The organism is Mycobacterium sp. GA-1285 (genome assembly GCF_001499905.1).
Classification (GTDB): Bacteria; Actinomycetota; Actinomycetes; order Mycobacteriales; family Mycobacteriaceae; genus Mycobacterium.
The window spans coordinates 1-15,997 of record NZ_LQIS01000020.1 but is presented as its reverse complement, the minus strand read 5'-3'; the positions used below and the strand labels follow the sequence as shown (position 1 = coordinate 15,997).

16 protein-coding genes, 1 tRNA gene and 1 pseudogene are annotated in these 15,997 nt (G+C 66.1%); 11 read left to right on the top strand and 7 right to left on the bottom strand.

From position 1 onward, the window contains the following. The first annotated feature begins 18 nt into the window (after positions 1–18). The 6 genes and pseudogenes from AU193_RS12965 (at position 19) to AU193_RS12940 (ending at position 5,649) form a co-directional block, all read left to right on the top strand. Entirely contained in the window at positions 19–1,053 is a 1,035-nt protein-coding gene (locus AU193_RS12965) for an NADP-dependent oxidoreductase (protein ID WP_156425196.1), read from the top strand. 99 nt (positions 1,054–1,152) lie between these two features. After that, entirely contained in the window at positions 1,153–1,938 is a 786-nt protein-coding gene (locus tag AU193_RS12960; RefSeq protein WP_216637281.1) for a cutinase family protein, read from the top strand. 30 nt (positions 1,939–1,968) lie between these two features. Continuing rightward, positions 1,969–2,517 carry a hypothetical protein gene (locus tag AU193_RS12955; RefSeq protein ID WP_064422785.1) on the top strand — a complete coding sequence of 183 codons (549 nt, stop codon included), beginning with the start codon at positions 1,969–1,971 and terminating at the stop codon, positions 2,515–2,517. A gap of 120 nt (positions 2,518–2,637) precedes the next feature. Next, positions 2,638–4,053 carry a PepSY domain-containing protein gene (locus tag AU193_RS12950; RefSeq protein WP_082682960.1) on the top strand — a complete coding sequence of 472 codons (1,416 nt, stop codon included), beginning with the start codon at positions 2,638–2,640 and terminating at the stop codon, positions 4,051–4,053. After that, positions 4,046–4,444 carry a copper chaperone PCu(A)C gene (locus AU193_RS12945; RefSeq protein WP_253867799.1) on the top strand — a complete coding sequence of 133 codons (399 nt, stop codon included), beginning with the start codon at positions 4,046–4,048 and terminating at the stop codon, positions 4,442–4,444. The genes AU193_RS12950 and AU193_RS12945 overlap by 8 nt, the downstream gene beginning before the upstream one ends. Beyond that, positions 4,437–5,649, top strand: a pseudogene (locus AU193_RS12940) (Dyp-type peroxidase). The gene AU193_RS12945 and the pseudogene AU193_RS12940 overlap by 8 nt, the downstream one beginning before the upstream one ends. A gap of 14 nt (positions 5,650–5,663) precedes the next feature. Here AU193_RS12940 and AU193_RS12935 read toward each other — a convergent pair. The 4 genes from AU193_RS12935 to AU193_RS12920 are packed head-to-tail and all read right to left on the bottom strand — an operon-like array spanning position 5,664 to position 8,606. After that, positions 5,664–6,080: a DUF5313 domain-containing protein gene (locus AU193_RS12935; RefSeq protein ID WP_064422783.1), complete on the bottom strand. Its 417-nt coding sequence runs from the start codon at positions 6,078–6,080 to the stop codon at positions 5,664–5,666. A 17-nt stretch (positions 6,081–6,097) separates the two neighbouring features. Then, positions 6,098–6,586 (bottom strand): MarR family winged helix-turn-helix transcriptional regulator, encoded by a 489-nt coding sequence (locus tag AU193_RS12930; protein ID WP_064422782.1) that lies wholly within the window; start codon positions 6,584–6,586, stop codon positions 6,098–6,100. Between the two features lie 59 nt (positions 6,587–6,645). Continuing rightward, positions 6,646–7,809 carry a SpoIIE family protein phosphatase gene (locus AU193_RS12925; protein WP_064422781.1) on the bottom strand — a complete coding sequence of 388 codons (1,164 nt, stop codon included), beginning with the start codon at positions 7,807–7,809 and terminating at the stop codon, positions 6,646–6,648. Continuing rightward, a complete protein-coding gene (locus AU193_RS12920; RefSeq protein ID WP_064422780.1) occupies positions 7,806–8,606 on the bottom strand; it encodes an alpha/beta fold hydrolase in 801 nt (266 codons plus the stop codon). Before AU193_RS12920 ends, AU193_RS12925 begins: the two co-directional genes overlap by 4 nt. A 196-nt stretch (positions 8,607–8,802) precedes the next feature. On the opposite strand from AU193_RS12920, the gene AU193_RS12915 reads away from it, so the two are divergent. After that, complete coding sequence (locus tag AU193_RS12915) at positions 8,803–9,549, top strand: SigB/SigF/SigG family RNA polymerase sigma factor (RefSeq protein WP_064422822.1); 747 nt, start codon at positions 8,803–8,805, stop codon at positions 9,547–9,549. Here the strand turns inward: AU193_RS12915 and AU193_RS12910 are convergent. Next, entirely contained in the window at positions 9,513–11,636 is a 2,124-nt protein-coding gene (locus AU193_RS12910) for a serine/threonine-protein kinase (protein ID WP_371259195.1), read from the bottom strand. The genes AU193_RS12915 and AU193_RS12910 overlap by 37 nt on opposite strands. 87 nt (positions 11,637–11,723) lie before the next feature. On the opposite strand from AU193_RS12910, the gene AU193_RS12905 reads away from it, so the two are divergent. Both AU193_RS12905 and AU193_RS12900 read left to right on the top strand, forming a co-directional pair. Further along, positions 11,724–11,799, top strand: a tRNA-Thr gene (locus tag AU193_RS12905). A 137-nt stretch (positions 11,800–11,936) separates the two neighbouring features. Further along, complete coding sequence (locus AU193_RS12900; protein ID WP_064422779.1) at positions 11,937–12,263, top strand: hypothetical protein; 327 nt, start codon at positions 11,937–11,939, stop codon at positions 12,261–12,263. A 1-nt stretch (position 12,264) separates the two neighbouring features. On the opposite strand, the gene AU193_RS12895 is transcribed toward AU193_RS12900, so the two are convergent. Then, positions 12,265–13,086, bottom strand: a complete 822-nt coding sequence (locus AU193_RS12895) for a hypothetical protein (protein WP_064422778.1) — start codon at positions 13,084–13,086, stop codon at positions 12,265–12,267. Between the two features lie 80 nt (positions 13,087–13,166). On the opposite strand from AU193_RS12895, the gene AU193_RS12890 reads away from it, so the two are divergent. Both AU193_RS12890 and AU193_RS12885 read left to right on the top strand, forming a co-directional pair. Beyond that, positions 13,167–13,901, top strand: coding sequence for a response regulator transcription factor (locus AU193_RS12890; protein WP_172798296.1), 735 nt, complete (start codon positions 13,167–13,169; stop codon positions 13,899–13,901). Between the two features lie 94 nt (positions 13,902–13,995). Then, on the top strand, positions 13,996–15,414 hold the full coding sequence (locus AU193_RS12885; protein WP_064422777.1) for a cell wall metabolism sensor histidine kinase WalK: 1,419 nt from the start codon (positions 13,996–13,998) through the stop codon (positions 15,412–15,414). Here AU193_RS12885 and AU193_RS12880 read toward each other — a convergent pair. Continuing rightward, positions 15,402–15,806, bottom strand: coding sequence for an HIT family protein (locus tag AU193_RS12880; protein ID WP_064422820.1), 405 nt, complete (start codon positions 15,804–15,806; stop codon positions 15,402–15,404). The two genes, AU193_RS12885 and AU193_RS12880, sit on opposite strands and share 13 nt — an antisense overlap. Positions 15,807–15,997 lie beyond the last annotated feature (191 nt).

Below are 15,997 nucleotides of genomic sequence, written 5' to 3'. Positions count from 1 at the left end.
CGGCGGTAGGTTCGCCTCGTGGCCGAGCTGATGAATCGCCAGATTGTGCTGCGCCGCAGACCCGTCGGTCTGGTCCAGCCCGCCGACACCGAGTTGATCACCGCCCCCGCCCCGGAGCCCGCCGACGGTGAGGCGTTGGTGCGCACGACCTACATCGGCATCGATGCCGCAGCCCGCACCTGGTTGAACGACCAGCCGGGTTATCTGCCTCCTGTGCAGCTGGGGGAGGTCATTCGCGCGGCCGGCATCGGTGAGGTCGTGGCATCGCGATGCGACGCGTATTCCGTCGGCGACGTCGTGACGACGTTGACCGGGTTCCAGGAGTACGTGATCAGCCGCGACGACATCTTCACCACGCCGGTGCCCGGTCCCGACGTTGACCAGCTCGCGGTGATGTCGGTGTACGGCCCGACCGGCGCGACCGCCTATTTCGGAATGGTCGGGATCGGCAAGCCGCAGCCGAGGGAGACCGTGGTGGTCTCGGCGGCGGCGGGCGCCACGGGTTCGGTCGCCGGTCAGATCGCCAAGATCGCCGGGGCCCGGGTGGTCGGCATCGCGGGCGGACCGGAGAAGTGCCGCGCGGTCGTGGAGGATTTCGGGTTCGACGCGTGCATCGACTATCGGCAAGGCAACCTGCCCGCGGCGCTGAAGGAGCACTGCCCGAAGGGTGTCGACGTGTATTTCGACAATGTCGGCGGGCCGATCCTCGACGCGGTGCTCGGCCGTCTGGCTCATAAGGCGCGGGTGGTGTTGTGCGGTGTCATCTCGAGCTACCTGACCGGTGAACATCCCGGTCCGGCCAATTATGTCAACCTGCTGTCGAAGACCGCGCTGATGCAGGGATTCAACGCGCTCGACGAGTGGGGCCGGTTCGAAGAGGCATTCGGGCCACTGCGCCGGTGGGCGGACGAGGGGCGTCTGGTGCATCGCCAGACGATCTTCGAGGGCATCGAATCGTGCGTCGACGCCATGAACGGCCTGTTCACCGGCGCCAACATCGGCAAGATGTTGGTCAAGATCAGTGATCCAGGTGGCGGGAAAATTCCGTCGTGAAGCGTGGGTTGGCCGGGAATCAAAGCGGGTATGACGCGAACGTCAGAATCGGCAGACACACATAGGAGTGGTGGTATGGGCGCTCGTCGAATCGCTCGGATGCTGGGTCTTGTAGCGCCGGTGGCTGCGTTGCTCGCCGGACCGATTCCCCTGGCAGCGGCGCAACCGCTGCCGCCTCCACCCCCGCCACCCGGATGTCCGGACGTGCAGGTGGTGTTCGCACGCGGGACCGGCGAGCCGGTCGGTGTCGGCGGAGTCGGGCAGGCATTCGTCGACCAGCTGCGCGCGCAGGCCGGCCCACGATCGATCGACGTCTATCCGGTCAACTACCTGGCCAGCGGCGACTTCGGCGACCGCATCCAGTTCGCGCGCACCGTCGTCGACGGGATCCGCGATGCGGGACAGAAAGTCCAGTCGACGGCAGCGACGTGCCCCGATACGGACATCGTGCTGGGCGGGTTCTCGCAGGGCGCCGCGGTGGCCGGGTATGTGACCTCCGCGGAGATCCCCGAGGAGATCCCCGCTGAATACCGCGGGTTCATCCCCGAGCCGATGTCGGAGGAGATCGGCGACCACGTCGCCGCTGTCGTGCTGTTCGGCCGGCCCTCGGATCAGTTCCTGACCGATGCAGGCGCACCCGCGATCGTCGTCGGACCGTCCTATCAAGACAAGACGTTGAGCCTGTGCGCCGAGGGCGACACGATTTGCAACGGCGCTCCCATCGGTCTTCCGAGCTTCGCGCACAACTCGTACATGGTGAACGGGATGCCCGCCGAGGGTGCGGCCTACGCGGTGGCGCGTCTCGAGCCTGCACCGGCGCCCCCGCCCGCGCCCGCACCGGCGCCGGCCCCGTTGGTGGCGCCCGCGCCCGCTCCGCTGGGGTGACGCGGTAGCGCCGACTGTAGAGTTCCACGGGTGAACACGCCGAAGTCGCGCGCGCGATGGGTGCGCGGGTGTCTGGTCGGTGCGTGTTCTGCCGTCTTGACCGCGACCGCGCACACGTTCGCAGGCGGTCGGCTCCCCGGGGGATCGGCGCTGATCGTCGCGATGCTCGTGTGCGCGACCGTGGGAGCCGTGGTCGCGCGGCCGGCGCTGGAGGGTCGTCACGCGCGGGTGCTCGGCGCTGTCGGCGCCCTGAGCCTCGCGCAACTCCTCGGTCACCTGTCGTTCGTCGTCGCCGGCGGGCATGTCCACTCGGCGGCTGCGCTGGGGCTGACGCCCGCGATGACCGCGGCCCACGTCGGCGCCGCGGTCGTACTGGGAGCGGCGATCGCAGCCGTCGAATACCTCTATGTGGTCTGTGTATCCGTGCTGCAGTGGCTGCGGATCTTCGCCACGTCCGGTCTGCGTCCCCGCGTGCGGCGGGTACACCGCGCGGTCAAAACCGTTGTCGCCGAGTCTGTCCTGATCAGTTACGGGCTCGGCATGCGCGCTCCGCCGCTGAGGCTGGCAACGGCGGCTTAGCCACCGCCGCGCATCCATAGCGGCCGCGATGATTGTCGCGGCTTTGCGACGTACCCCGTCACCTCAACATCCGGCTCGTCGAGTGTGCTCGCCGGGCCGCCGGCTGAAGGCTTGCCATTCATGACAGCGACCCCAACCCTCGGCATGCCCGCGCGTCAGCGTGCGCGCGGCATGCGTCCACTACTCCTTCGATTGCATTTCTATGCCGGCGTTTTCGTCGGCCCCTTCATCCTGATCGCCGCCGTCACCGGTTTGTTGTATGCGGTCATTCCCCAGATCGACGATGCGGTCTACCGCGAGAAGGTCACCGTCGACCACGTGGGGGAGCACCGACTACCGATCGCCGAACAGTTGCGCGCAGTGCGTGCCGCGTACCCCGAAGGGGTGGTGGAGCGCATCGGCCCCCCCGCCGCCCTCGATGAGACCACGCGCGTCACGCTCGCCGTCGACGACGTGCCGCCCGACTATGCGAGGACGGTGTTCGTCGACCCGTACAGCGGTGAGATCCGTGGCGCGCTGACCACGTACGGGCAGTGGCTGCCGGTCCGCGCGTGGTTCGACGAGCTGCACCGCAACCTGCATCTCGGTGCGGTGGGCCGAAACTACAGCGAGCTCGCGGCGAGTTGGTTGTGGGTGATCGCGCTGGCCGGTCTCGCGCTGTGGTACCTGCACCGCCGTGACACCAGGAAACTGCGTCGCATCGCGCTTCCCGATCGTGACAAGACGGATAGGCGCCGCACCCTGTCCTGGCATGGCGCGGTGGGCGTTTGGATCATCGTTGCGCTACTCGGGCTGGCGGTCACCGGCATCACCTGGTCGCGGTACGGCGGTGAGACGGTCGATCTGCTGCAGGAAAGACTGAACACCGCAGAACCGTCGGTGGACACCGCAGTGGTTCGGACGTCGCAAGCCGACGCCTCGGGCGGACACCAGCACGGTGGGCCGTCCGCTGTGGGTGGTGACGGGTTGCTGTGGGGTGCGGATACGGCGCTCAGCGCGGCCCTCGCAGCGGGCCTGTCCGGCCCGATGTGGATGTACCCACCCGGTGGCGACGGCCGAGGCTGGAAAGTCGCGGAGAACAAACGCGACTGGCCCACTCGATACGATGCGGTCTCGGTGGACCCCGATTCCGGAACGATCACCGACCGGGTGGATCAGGCCGACTGGCCGTTCCTGGCCAAACTCACCAACTGGGCGATCGACGCGCACATGGGTGTGCTGTTCGGAGTTGCGAACCAGATTGTGTTGGCGCTCACCGCAATCGGGCTGATCACGATCATCGCCCGCGGCTACCTCATGTGGTGGCAACGGCGGCCGACGAAGGGGTCGGCATGGGCGACCGGCCGCCCCCCGTTGCGAGGCGCCCTGCGCGGGCTGCACCCAGGGGTGATCGCGTTGCTGGTCGCCGGCGCGGTGGCGCTGGGCTGGGCGTTGCCGTTGTTCGGACTCAGCCTGGCCGCATTCGTCGTCGTCGATCTCATCGTCGCCGCGGTCAAGAATCGGAGTGCGGCGAAGGAGGCGAAAACTCGTGTCTGACAGGATTTCTCGCGCGATTGTGCTCCTCGTCGCTGTGCTCACCAACGCTGGACACCACGACGCCCGCATCGTCGCGGCACGCTCGGACGTGGCCGGACGGGTCGAGGTGCACGAGGTCGCGGCCGACGCGGGCACCAGGACGATGCGTCCCAAGGAGGGGGGTTTGGTGATCCCTGCCGGCGGTTCACATGCCTTGGCGCCCGGCGGTGATCACCTGATGCTGATGGATCTCAAAGAGCCCCTGCTGACCGGTTCCGAGGTGACACTCACCGTCGAGTTCGACGACGGGTCGACGCTGCCGGTCACCGCCCAGGTGCGCGACTTCGCCGGTGCTAACGAGGATTACGAGCCGTCCGCAGGCGGTCCGGCGCCGCACCATGACCATGGGTGAGGGAGTGCCGGACGGTCGGATTGGGCTCAACCGGCGACGGCTTCTCGCGGGAGCGCAGTCGCCGTGGCAGCGGGGGCGACGCTGACCCACAGCGGGATCGCCCGGTCTGCCGTCAGCGCCGACGCCGTCGACCGTGCCGTCGAACCGTTCCACGGCAAGCATCAGGCGGGTGTCGCGACCCCGCCACAGGCCCACGCGTTGTTCGTCGCACTCGACCTTTTACCGCAGCCTCATCGCAATCTTCGGGAGACGTTGGCGGCCGTACTCAAGCTGTGGACGTCGGACGCCGAGCGATTGACTCAAGGCACACCCGCGCTGGCCGACACCGAACCCGAACTGGCGCAACGGCCGGCCAGGCTCACCGTCACCGTCGGTGTCGGACCGGGCGTGTTCGAGCGGATCGGCCTCGGGCATCGGCGCCCACGGGCGGTGGCCGAGCCGCCGACCTTTGCACCGACCGGCTCGAGCCGCAGTGGTGCGGCGGTGACCTACTGCTGCAGATCTGCGCCGACGACCCGGTCACCGTCGCGCACACCAGCCGGGTGTTGCTGAAGAATGTGCTTGCGATGACGCGGCAGCGTTGGCGGCAGAGGGGGTTTCGGAACGCAGCTGGCACGGGCAGAGGCGGTGGCATGCGAAATCTGATGGGCCAGATCGACGGGACCGCCAACATCGTCGACGAGGCCGGCTTCGATCGACACGTTTGGGACCACGGTGCCGATCAGCCGTGGTTCGCCGGCGGTACCACGCTGGTGCTGCGCCGTATCCGCGCCGAGATGGACACCTGGGACGAACTCGACCGGACCAGCAAGGAACTCAGCGTGGGCCGTCGTCTCGACAGCGGCGCCCCGTTGACCGGGAGGCGGGAAGACGACGCGCCCGACTTCGATGCGGCCGAAGACGGCATACCGGTGATCCCGCCGAACGCACACATCGCGCTGGCCCGGCCGCACCGCGACGACGAACGATTCCTTCGCAGGCCCTACAACTACGACGATCCGCCACTCCCCGGGCGCACCACCGAGAGTGGGCTCATTTTCGCTGCCTACCAACGTGATCCGGCTGTGCAGTTCACGCCGGTGCAGCGGCGGCTCGCTACGGCGGATGCGCTGAACGAGTGGATCACGACGATCGGGTCGGCGACGTTCGCGATCCTGCCGGGAGTCGAATCGGATGGCTACCTGGGCCAGACGCTGTTGTCGTAGGTGGGTGGGAGCGGCTAGAAGGGGCTGCTGTTCTGCTGCCAGCGCGCCTCTTCGGGTCGGGGACCGAAGCGGCGGATGTAGTCCTCGTGCATCCGCGCGTCCTTCTTGCGCTTGATCTCGTCGACCAGGTTCTGGTCGAGCCCGTGCTGGGTGAGACGGTGCCGACGCCAGATCTTGTTGAGCGCCAGTGCCATGAGGATCGCCCAAATGTAGACCGGCGCAGTCATTTCCAGGTGTACGTAGAGCGATGCCGGAAGCAACCAGAACGGCGCCAACACGAAAAGAGGGGGGATCGCCATCCGAATCATGTGGCGGCGAAGCGCACCCGGGCCGGCCAGGTCACGTGCCACCCACTCACGCATGGAGTCCGGAAGCCGGCGTCCATACGAATAGGTGATGTATTGAACGATGTTGGGACGGGCGGCAGCCACGAATCCTCCTTGCGTTGTCAGTTGTCGAGCGCGCCCGCGGCGAGGGCGGCGGTGTTGACGCGGTTGCACACGTTGCGAAGGGCTTCGAGTTCGGCGAGGTCGACGCCGAGACGCTCGACGACGGCAGGCGGTATCTCCAGCGCCCGGCGCCGTAGCTGCACACCTTCCCCGGTGAGCCGCACGTCGGTGGCCCGCTCGTCGACGGCGCTGCGTGTCCTGGTTATGAAGCCGAGTGACTCGAGGCGTTTGAGCATCGGCGACAGCGTCGCAGAGTCGAGTTGCAGAGCGCCCGCGATGTCCTTGACCGACAGCGGCTTGGCGGGTGGCTCGCCCGACCCCGCTGTCTTGTAGTGATCCCAGAGTGCCAGCATGACGAGGTACTGAGGGTGGGTGAGGCCGAGCGGTTCGAGCAGCGGGCGATATATCGCCAGGACGGCCCTGTTGGTGACCGCCAGCGCGAAGCACACCTGCTGTTCGAGCGCGAGCGGGTCGACCCGGGCGGGCATTGAGGTGGGCACGACTCCATCGTGTGCTAATAGTTTGCGCCCTAGCAATGTACTTCTGGTCACACCGGGTGCGCCGGCACGCCGAGCGCGAGCACCGCCGCGTCGTCTTTGACCCCGGGCCCGAAGCTGGTGAGGAGCCCCTTGAGGGCGTTGACAATGTCCTCGGCGGTCGCGGGCGCGCGGGCGTCGAGGAAAGCGAGCAAGGCGCCTTCGTCGTCGTAGCGCTGATGGCCCACTCCCGTGCTCGCCTCGGTCAAACCGTCGGTGTAGAGCACCATGGTGTCCCCAGGCGCCAGATGGAATCTGTGGGCGACGAACCGTGCGTCATTGGTGATCCCGGCGGCATGACCACCGACAGTGTCGGCGTAGTAGGCCGATCCGTCGGCGCTGAGAAGCAGCGGTGGTGGATGCCCCCCGCTGGCCAGTTCCACGTCGAAACCGTCGCCGCTCATGCTGAGGTTTCCGTCGATCACCGTGCACAGGCGATTGCGGTTGACGTCGACGTCCTGCATCAGCACCGAATTGAGCACGTGTAGCGCTTTGACCGGATCGTGGTCGGCGACGGCGGCCGACCGAAGAACGTATCGTGTCAGGCCCGCCACCACCGCGGCGTCGACGCCCTTTCCGGCGACGTCGCCGAGGAAGAATCCCCACGTGGAGCGCGACAGCGGAAAGAGGTCGTAGAAGTCGCCGCCGACATCGTCGTCGGATGCGGTGTGGTAGTAGGCGGCGGCGTCCAATCCCGGTGGTGGCGCAAGAAGCGGCGGAAGCAGTGAGCGGCGCAGGGTTTCGGCGAATGCCTGCACCCGCCTGCGCTCGGTCTCTGCCCGTTCGCGCTGTGCGAGCAGTTCCCTTTCGTACGATCGGCGGTCGCTGGCGTCGACCGCCGTGACGCGCAACAGCTCGGGGTTTCCGTCGGCGTCGAACTTCACGTTGGCGGTGAGGAATATCGGTAGCCGCGTGCCGTCGGCGGTCAAGAAATCCACCGTGACGCCGTCGAGTTTTCCGCTCATCCGCAGGATCGCCCGAAAATGGGTATCGAAGTGCAGGCGTCCTCCGACGGTCAGAAGGTCGGTGATCGGCTTGCCGTGCAGGCTGTTTGGCTCGTAGCCCAGCCAGCTCATCAATGTCGCGTTGGCGCGAATGATACGGCCGTTCGGGTGGGCGATCACATGGCCGCAGGGCGCGTTCTCCCAGTGATCGTCGAGGTCCACCTCGGTCATGTCGCGAAAGCGAACTCGGCGATCGCTTGAGCCGTGGCATCCGGATCGCTGACATGGGGACAGTGCCCCGTCGCATCGAGCGTCACCAGTTGGCTGCCGGGAATATGTTGGTGCACATACGATCCGACGGATGGTGGCGCAATCGCGTCCTCGGAGCACTCCACGATGAGCGTGGGCACCGAGACCCGCGGGAGGTCGGCGCGGTTGTCGGACAGGAACGTGGCGCGGGCGAACACCCGCGCGCACTCGGGATCGGTTCGGCAAAACGACGACTCGAGTTCCTCGGTCAACTCCGGCCGGTCCGCATTACCCATGATCACCGGGGCCATGGCATGCGACCAGCCCAGGTAGTTGAGTTCCAGGGATCCCAGAAGCTCCTCAATATCCTCCCTGGAGAACCCTCCGTGGTAGCCGTCGTCGTCGATGTAGCGAGGCGACGGAGTGATCATGACGAGTTTGGCGATGCGTTCGGGCTCTTTGATGGCTGCGAGGACACCGAGCATCGCCGCCACCGAGTGCCCGACGAAGATGACGTCGCGCAGGTCGAGATCGCGCAGGATTTCGACGATGTCGTCGGCGTAGCCGTCCAGCGACGAGTACTTGGTGTTGTCCCACGCCTTCGGGTCCGAGGCCCCCGAGCCGACGTGGTCCATCAGCACGATGCGAAAGTCCGACTGCAGCCTGTCGACGATGAGCCGCCACAGGTTCTGGTCACAGCCGAATCCGTGGGCCAGGAGAAGCGTCGGACCGCTGTGGCGGCCGATCATCTTGATGTTGTTCCTGGTCCAGACGTCCATGCCAGCAGCTTAAGAGCCGCCGATCCCAAGCTGTGCCGCACTGTCGCCATTCGTTGGCGTCTCGGCGAGTTTCACCTGGTCACAACAGGGGTATAAGAGCCCGACCAGGTTCAGATTCACGAGCCCGTTGTTGAAATTCCGAGGGACGGACGTATCCGTGGCTGAACCCGATTCCGATTACTCAGACGTGACAGAGATGTTCCGTCATCTCAAGAAGCTGGACGAGGGCTCGGCTGCCCACCGCCGGCAACGCGAACTGATCTGCGCGCGGTGTCTGCCGCTGGCCGATAACATCGCGCGTCGTTACCGCAACCGTGGCGAATCGCATGAAGACCTCGTGCAGGCCGCCCGCGTCGGCCTGGTGAATGCGTTGAATCGGTTCGATGTCGACAACGGATCGGAGTTCCTGTCCTTCGCCGTCCCGACGATGATGGGCGAGGTTCGTCGGCACTTCCGCGATCACGCGTGGGCGGTGAAGGTTCCGCGCACCGTCAAGGACCTCCAGATGCGGGTCAACAAGGCGACCGCCAAGCTGGCGCAGGGCCTGGGGCGCGCACCGACCGCGACCGAGATCGCCGAGCATCTCGGGGTCGACCGCGAACAGGTGGTGCATGCGGCGATTGCCGGGTCCAACTATTCGACGCTGTCGACCGATAGACCTGCGATGCCCGATGACGACTCGGCGTCCATAGGCGACAGTTTCGGGGGCGACGACGCCGGCTTCGACAAGGTGCTCGACGTCGAGACCGTGCGGCCGTTGATCGCGGCCCTTCCGGCCCGGGAGCGCGACGTGCTGACGTTGCGCTTCTTCGAGGACATGACGCAGAGTCAGATCGCCGCGCAGATCGGTTGTTCGCAGATGCATGTGTCGCGCCTGCTCGCAAAGGCGTTGGAAACGTTGCGAAGTCAGGTCAAGGAATCTTTCCTCGCTGCTGCCAGCTGACCCGTCGCGGTAGGACGACCCTGGCGCACCGAGCCGGACGGGGGAACCTGATGGGGCGCTCTGTTGCGGATGACGCGCCCGAGTGCGCGAATGTCGGATTCGATCTGTCGCGACAGCCAATACGCGAGCACGAACCCGGCGATTCCCCCGATGCACAGCGCGCGGATCGGGACGATGACTTGCGCGATCTCGGCTGGAGTCAGGAAGGTCACGGCGACGACGCCGAGCAACGGCACGGAGGCCGCGACCGCCAGATAGCGTGGTAGTCGGCGGCTGAGTGCTCGTAGCTGTTGGGTTTCCCGAGGGCTTGTCTGGCCGTATGCCACCAGTTCCGGATAGACGCTGCGCACGACGTAGAAAGTCAACAGGAAGAACGGATACGCGATCGCAATTGCGCCACAGATCGTGATTGACCCGAAGAAGTGGATCGCAGACCTACCAGGGATTCCACCGGCGGCGAACTGCATGGTGAGCGGAAATGTCAGCCCTGAAAGCAACCACAAGCCGAACACAACGAACACCGCCCGATCGCCTGCGACAAGACAGTCGTGGCGCGACCTGGCCAAGGTCTCTGCGGGTGGCGCCTGTCCACGTCGCAGGCGGCGTGGAACCAGAATGATGTAGCGATACCAGTAGAGCAGCACCGCAGCGCCGAGCGGGAAGAACACCACGTTGACCAATGTGGTGACGAGCATGAACCGGCTCTGCGCATGATCGGAGAGCTGACTGACGATAAGCAGTTGATTGTGCTGGATGTTGTACGCGCTGGCCAACAAGTTGGGAATCATGATGGCCAGGAAGGCAATTGGCACGAAGAACGGCCTTAGCCGCAGCCGCCAGCTTCGAGGTGGCGGGTCAACCAGATCACGCGCCTTCGGATCGAGACACAGCTGAAGTTGCTCGGCAAGTTCAGCGCCTGAGGCCCAGCGCTTTTCACGATCGGCGCTCAGCGCTCTGAGCAGAACTCTGCGCAGTGCCGGCGGGCAGGTCTCCGGTAGCGCGGCGACTGCTGCCGGCGAAACTCCTTGTGCGCGGGCCGTCAGCATCAACTCGAGCGCTGTGGTGTCGCCGATTGCTCCGGCCGCGTTCGCCCGCGCGGCTTGCGCGGCGGTGTCATCGAACGGCTTGTTCCCGGTCAGAAGCTCCCACAGCACGACGGCAAGGGAGTAGATGTCGCTACGGGCATCGAGGGTCGCCATGTCGAGGGTGTGCCCCGGCTGACAAGCCGTGAGTTGTTCGGGGGACATGTATGAGAGTGAGCCGCCGAAGTATTCGAAGGGACTTGCGCCCGTTACGTTGCGGGCGAAGCTGATGTTGAAATCCGCGAGTTTCGGGGTCCCGTCGGGGCCGAGGAGGACATTCGCCAGCTTGATGTCGCGGTGCAACACGCCCTGTGAATTCGCATAGTCCAAGGCCTGAGCGAGCCGCTTCCCGACCCACGCGACGGTGTCGGGCCAAGGGAGGGCGGCGAGCTCAGCGCGCGTCGATGATTCGGTGGGACGGATTCCCCCTCGCGCCTCCAGTGCGTTGTCCACCGCGTCGAGCAGCGTCTGACCGGTTTCTGGTGGCCTCTGCGCGCGATGAATCGCCTCGACAACGTCCAGCAGCGTCCCGCCGGGGAGATACTGCATGTACAGGAGCCGCCAATTCTGTTCGCGCAGGATCCGCTGGTCGAAAACCCGGACGATGTAATCGTGATCAAGCTGGGCCAGAGTTTGCGGTTCGTGGCCCTCATTCGCGGAAATCTTGACCGCAACCAGCCGTTGCATAGACCGTTGCCGGGCGAGGAAGACCTTCGCGAATGCGCCGGTGCCCAATTCGAGCAGCAGATCGAAGTCGTCGAGCTGTTGACCGACGTCAATGTGCGTGAGTCGGGTCGACGGACTGAGCACGGCGAACGATGGTTCGTACGTTCCGGTACGGGTTCCGCTTTCTCGCACGGCGCCCGTGGGCGCTTGAGTTTGAGTCAACTCGAACGGATAGTCGGCGGTCGAATCAGTCATGACAACCTCGTTCCAGGTTGTCTTATCGTATCGATCTACGGCTGGCCTGGCAGTTCTTAGGCCAACCCCGGCAGCGGTTCGCAAGACCAAGTGATTGCCTCATCTCCCAGCTGCACTGCACAGCTCCCGAAGGACACGCCGTCGTAGAATGAGCGAGGTTTCACCCAGTCTGCCGCGTTAGCTCAGTTGGTAGAGCGTCGCCCTTGTAAGGCGAATGTCGAGAGTTCGAGTCTCTCACGCGGCTCCACGGTAGGCCGTCGACAGAAAGTCTTCTGCTTCAGTGCATGTCAGCAGTCAGATCGGCGGCGGTCACTTCTGCCGACCTACAAAGCAAGAACGGGGCTGGCGTTTATCTCGTCGCCGGTTCGGGGAATTCCGCTGCCCGTGACTGTCAAGGACGATCTACTCGCCGACTTCCCGCAGGTGTACCCGAGCCTGCAGCGGTCCGAGGTCGAGCGACTCCTGATGCTGCTCGACAAGAACACGAGCATCGAGGGTGGTCGAGGCCTCAGTATCGCCACCGCCATCAAACCGCTGGTGCCCGACATCGCTCAGCGCATCGAGTCCTACAAGCAATCCGATGTCGACGACTATGTGCGGATGCTGCGCGGCGCGGCCGTGCTGTTGCTCCAGCGCTGGCAGCCCGAAGACCAACCCCCGCCTCCGGACAGCGTGGCGGCGGCGATCGAGGCCATCGAGGCCGACGCCTGAGCTACTCCTCGACGTCGATGATGCGTTGAGAGGTCACCGTCCTCGACGTCGACCGTGCGCGCGGCCGACGACCGGGCAGCGGAATCCGGTCGGCGATGTTGCTCAGCGGGTTGACGACCTGGCTCAACGTCACGACGGCGTCGTGCAGCGCATCGATCGTCGGCGCCAGCGCCTCGAGGCCGGGAGCCAGCCGGTTGAGCGTGTCCGCGACGTCGGCCAGCTTGAGCAGCGGGCCGTCCGGATCGGTGAGCGTGTCCAGCAGGCCGCCCTCGGCCAGTAAGCGGTCCGCCACACCGTCCTCACGCAACACCCGTTCGACGAGACCATCGTTGGCCAGGAGTTGGTCGGCCAGCCCTCCCGGTGCGATCACCCGCGACAGTGCGCCGTCGTCGGTGGTCATCCGGTCCACCAAACCGCCCTCGGCCATCAGCTGGTCCACCAGGCCGCCGGGAGCCACGGCCCGGGCGACCGCGCCGTTCTCCGCGGTCATCCGGTCCAGCAGGCCACCCTCGGTGGTCAGCTGGTCGACCAGTCCGCCCGGTCGCAGCAGCCGGTCGAGTGGTCCATTGGTTGCGAGCGCCCGACCGAGCGGGGCGTCGTCGTCCATCAGACGTGCCAGCCGATTCGCCCGCTCGACCGCGTCGTTGAGGCCGAGCATGGTGGCGAAGGACGCCGATCCGGGGCCACCCTCGACGGCTTCGCCGAGGGTCCGCTGCGCCATACTCACAGCCCCGGTTGCCATGGCCAGACCCGCGTCGGCGACAGCCAGGGCCGCTCGAGCGGGTGCGGTCGCGATATCGGTCAGCACTTTGCCGAAGTTCATCACCACAGTCTATGGACGGCGCAAAATCAAGAACTCACAGGAAGTACACAGCCTGCTGGCAGGAACATCACCGGCGAGAGATGAACAGTGAACAGGTGGCCATGCCTGCACTACCTGAGAAGACACCGGAGGCCAAGGTCCTCGTCGTCGACGACGAGGCCAATATCGTCGAGCTGTTGTCCGTCAGCCTGAAGTTTCAAGGGTTCGAGGTCCACACCGCCTCCAATGGAGCGGCCGCGCTGGACAAGGCTCGTGAGGTACGCCCGGACGCCGTCATCCTCGACGTGATGATGCCCGGGATGGACGGTTTCGGGCTGCTGCGCCGACTGCGCGCCGACGGTATCGACGCCCCCGCGCTGTTTCTCACCGCGCGCGACTCGCTGCAAGACAAGATCGCCGGCCTCACCCTCGGCGGTGACGACTACGTGACCAAGCCGTTCAGCCTAGAAGAGGTGGTGGCCCGACTGCGGGTGATCCTGCGCCGCTCCGGCCGCGGCGTCGAGGAGCCCCGCAACTCCCGGCTGTCCTTCGCCGACATCGAACTGGACGAGGACACCCATGAAGTGTGGAAGGCGGGGGAGCCGGTCTCGTTGTCGCCGACGGAGTTCACGCTGCTGCGGTACTTCATCATCAACGCGGGAACGGTGCTGTCCAAGCCCAAGATCCTCGACCACGTCTGGCGCTACGACTTCGGCGGCGACGTCAACGTCGTCGAGTCCTATGTGTCCTACCTGCGCCGAAAGATCGACACGGGCGAAAAGCGCCTGTTGCACACGCTGCGGGGCGTCGGGTACGTGCTCCGCGAGCCGCGGTGATGAGCGCTTGCGCGAAGAACAGACAAGCGGTGATGAGCGCTTGCGCTTGCCACAGCCGGTGACGCAGAACCGCCGGGACGCCGACAATGAGTAGATGACCAGACGCGTGCCGCTGAGGGTGGCGCTGGTGGCGGCCACCCTGTTGCTGGTGGCGTGCGGTCTGCTCGCGTCCGGGGTGGCGGTCACCACGATCCTGCGCCACACCCTGAGCAACCGGGTCGACCAAGAACTGCTCGACGCTTCGCGAGGGTGGGCCCAGGCGCCACGCCAGGGGTCCGACGATGCGCTGGAAAGCCCCAATCCCGCGCGGCCACCGACGAACTTCTATGTCCGCGGTGTCGGCGCCGACGGACACATCTGGATCGCCGTCAACGACCGGGATGCCGAACCGGCGCTGCCGCCGGACAACGACGTCGGCCCGGAGCCGGTCACCGTCGGCTCGCTCGACGGCTCCGATGTGCAGTGGCGCGCGATGACGGTGCGTGGCCCCGACGGGGTGGTGACCGTCGCCGTCGACTTCTCCGATGTGCAGACCACAGTGCGCGAGTTGGTCTACGCACAGGTGGGGATCGGGCTGGCGGTGCTGCTGGTGCTCGGGGTGGCCGGCTACGCGGTGGTGCACCGCAGCCTGCGTCCACTGGTCGAAGTCGAGCAGACCGCGGCGGCGATTGCGGCAGGCGATCTGGATCGTCGTGTCCCCCAACGTGATCCGCGGACAGAGGTAGGCCGGTTGTCGTTGGCGCTCAACGGCATGCTCGCCCAGATCCAGACAGCCATGGCTGCCTCGGAGGCCTCCGCCGAGCAGGCCCGCAATTCTGAGGAGCGGATGCGACGGTTCATCACCGACGCCAGCCACGAGTTGCGCACACCGCTGACCACCATCCGTGGATTCGCCGAGCTGTACCGGCAGGGGGCGGCACGAGACATCGAGATGCTGATGAGCCGCATCGAGAGCGAGTCCGGCCGGATGGGCCTGCTCGTCGAGGACCTTCTGCTGCTTGCCCGCCTCGACGCGCAGCGCCCGCTCGAGCGCCGGCGCGTCGACCTCCTGACGTTGGCCACCGACGCCGTCCACGACGCGCAATCCATCGCGCCCAATCGATCTATCAGGTTGGAGGTGCTCGACGGGCCGGGCACCCCGGAGGTCATCGGCGACGAAGCCCGCTTGCGCCAGGTGCTGGGCAATCTGATGGCGAACGCGCTCGAGCACACTCCTGAAACCGCTGGTGTCGCGGTGCGGGTGGGCACCGTGGGCGACCGCGCGGTGCTGGAGGTATGCGACGAGGGCCCGGGTATGACGGAAGACGACGCGCAGCGGGTGTTCGAACGGTTCTATCGCGCGGATGCGTCACGCACCCGGGCGAGCGGCGGCACCGGGCTGGGACTGTCGATCGTCGACTCGCTGGTTCTCGCCCACGGCGGAACGGTCGACGTCACCACCGCGCCGGGCCAGGGGTGCGCGTTCAGGGTCAGCCTGCCGCGCATCGCCGATGTGGCGGCTCAGGTCAGCTGAGCCAGCGCGGCCTTGATCTTTGACTGGGCCTCGTCGAGGGATTGCGGTGACGGGTTCTGGTCGGCGTTGGCAAACCCGAAATCGGCAAGGTCACTGGTGGGGAAGACGTGGACGTGTAGATGTGGCACCTCGAGGCCGGCGATGATCACCCCGGCCCGCTCGGCAGGGAACGCTTTGACCACGGCCTTACCGATCAGCTGAGACACCTCCATCACCCGGCCGAAGACCGCGGGATCGACGTCCTGCCAGTTGTCGATCTCGGCTCGGGGCACAACGAGCGTGTGGCCCTGGGTGATTGGGGCGATCGTCAGGAAAGCGACGATCTCGTCGTCTTCGTAGACGAACCGGCCGGGTAGCTCCCCATTGATGATCTTCGTGAACACGCTCGCCATGGCGTCGAGCATAGTGAGCGACTCGCGCGCGCGGCCGCTCGGTTCAAGCGGCGCCATACGCCATGCGGGTGTCTATCGAGCGATGACTGATTCCCACGGACGAGTCCGAGTTGACGCGTTGTCAGAATGGTGCGGGGTCGGGGTCGGCGCCTTCGGTGTCGATGGTGGTGTTCCAGGGGTCGGGGTCAGGT

Bases quoted from the DNA above. Each gene is read 5' to 3' on its own strand.
- AU193_RS12960 (WP_216637281.1), top strand. From the start codon at position 1,153: ATGCTGGGTCTTGTAGCGCCGGTGGCTGCGTTGCTCGCCGGACCGATT.
- AU193_RS12950 (WP_082682960.1), top strand. From the start codon at position 2,638: ATGACAGCGACCCCAACCCTCGGCATGCCCGCGCGTCAGCGTGCGCGC.
- AU193_RS12930 (WP_064422782.1), bottom strand. From the start codon at position 6,586: ATGCCCGCCCGGGTCGACCCGCTCGCGCTCGAACAGCAGGTGTGCTTC.
- AU193_RS12925 (WP_064422781.1), bottom strand. From the start codon at position 7,809: ATGACCGAGGTGGACCTCGACGATCACTGGGAGAACGCGCCCTGCGGC.
- AU193_RS12920 (WP_064422780.1), bottom strand. From the start codon at position 8,606: ATGGACGTCTGGACCAGGAACAACATCAAGATGATCGGCCGCCACAGC.
- AU193_RS12915 (WP_064422822.1), top strand. From the start codon at position 8,803: ATGTTCCGTCATCTCAAGAAGCTGGACGAGGGCTCGGCTGCCCACCGC.
- AU193_RS12895 (WP_064422778.1), bottom strand. From the start codon at position 13,086: ATGAACTTCGGCAAAGTGCTGACCGATATCGCGACCGCACCCGCTCGA.
- AU193_RS12890 (WP_172798296.1), top strand. From the start codon at position 13,167: ATGAACAGTGAACAGGTGGCCATGCCTGCACTACCTGAGAAGACACCG.
- AU193_RS12885 (WP_064422777.1), top strand. From the start codon at position 13,996: ATGACCAGACGCGTGCCGCTGAGGGTGGCGCTGGTGGCGGCCACCCTG.
- AU193_RS12880 (WP_064422820.1), bottom strand. From the start codon at position 15,806: ATGGCGAGCGTGTTCACGAAGATCATCAATGGGGAGCTACCCGGCCGG.